Source organism: Gilliamella sp. Fer4-1 (assembly GCF_001690515.1).
GTDB lineage: Bacteria > Pseudomonadota > Gammaproteobacteria > Enterobacterales > Orbaceae > Gilliamella > Gilliamella apicola_C.
Genome location: NZ_LZGZ01000025.1, coordinates 1 through 1,416, shown reverse-complemented (window position 1 = coordinate 1,416; position 1,416 = coordinate 1). Strand labels below are relative to the sequence as shown.

Here is a 1,416-nt window from a genome sequence, read left to right as displayed (position 1 = left end):
ATTTTAATTAAAAAATAATCGAATTAATTAACAGGTATTTTAGATGAAAAGTTGGCAAAGAGCATTTATATTACACACTCGTTCTTATACTGAAAGCAGCCTATTAGTTGATTTGTTTGTTGAAAATGTTGGAAAAATAACGGTTTTAGCTAAGGGAGCAAAAAGAAAGCGTTCATCATTAAAAGGGATGTTGCAACCTTTTACTCCACTAATTGTACAATATTCTGGTCAAGGTGACATAAAAACATTGCGTCAAGTTGAAGCAATGTCTCTCTCTTTGCCATTAGCATCTGTTTATTTATATAGTGCTTTTTACTTAAATGAACTATTACACCGAGTCTTAGTCGCTGAAACCGAAATGCCAACACTTTTTGATGACTATTTAAAAAGCTTGCAACAATTAGCACAACAGGTTTCTGCTGAAAATGTGCTACGAGCTTTTGAATTATCCTTATTAGATAATTTAGGCTATTGTGTTGATTTTTTTCACTGCTGTGCCACTGGCGATAGTATTGTCGAATCGATGAATTATCAATATCAAAGTGAAAAAGGGTTTATTAGCAGCTTATTAAAAAATAGTGCCAGTTTTACAGGTGAACAAGTTTTGGCGCTAGGAAAACGCCAATTTAATAGTGATGATACGCTGAAAGCCGCAAAACGTTTTACTCGAATGGCATTAAAACCTTATGTAGGATCAAAACCTTTTAAAAGCAGAGAACTATTTTTGAAGCTCTAGTTTTTACCAATTACAATTTATACATAATATTAACAGAAAGATTTATTAGAAAAGTGATGAATTAATTTATCAAGTTGATTAACAAACTTCTCTCTATCTTTAATTGAAAAAGGAGAAGGGCCTTTAGATTGTACGCCACTAGCTCGCATAGTTTCCATAAAATCGCGTATAGTTAGCCGCTCTTTTATCGTATCGAGTGTATATTGTTCTCCTCGTGGTGTGAGTACTAAAGCGCCTTTATTTAATGCATCTGATGCAAGTGGAATGTCTGATGTGATAACTAAATCATTTTTTTTAACTAACTCAATAATTTTATTATCTGCGGCATCAAATCCTTTTCCAACTTGTAAACTTTGAATGTAAGGTGAGAGGGGAATCGTTAATCGTTGATTAGCTATTAATATTGTATTAATGGCTTTTCGATTTGCTACTCGATATAAAATCTCCTTAATTGGGTTAGGGCATGCATCAGCATCAATCCAAATGTTCATAGTTACTCTATTCAATATTCAATTAAAACTTCCAATATTTAGTGATTATATCGTCTATTATAAAAAAATAATTAATTATTTTTTGTAAAAGTATTATAGAGGTAGGATACGTTATAGTCTATTTTATACATATGTTCATGTTGATGCCGCGGCAATTGTTTCTATTTAAAATCTTAATAATAAGTGATA

General features: G+C 31.5%; 2 protein-coding genes. One reads left to right on the top strand and one right to left on the bottom strand.

Annotated elements, in window-relative coordinates:
• The first annotated feature begins 43 nt into the window (after nt 1-43).
• Entirely contained in the window at nt 44-736 is a 693-nt protein-coding gene (gene recO, locus A9G30_RS00930) for a DNA repair protein RecO (RefSeq protein WP_065587766.1), read from the top strand.
• A gap of 29 nt (nt 737-765) precedes the next feature.
• Here the strand turns inward: recO and A9G30_RS00925 are convergent, their stop codons facing one another.
• Nucleotides 766-1,227 (bottom strand): YaiI/YqxD family protein, encoded by a 462-nt coding sequence (locus A9G30_RS00925; RefSeq protein WP_065587765.1) that lies wholly within the window; start codon nt 1,225-1,227, stop codon nt 766-768.
• Nucleotides 1,228-1,416 lie beyond the last annotated feature (189 nt).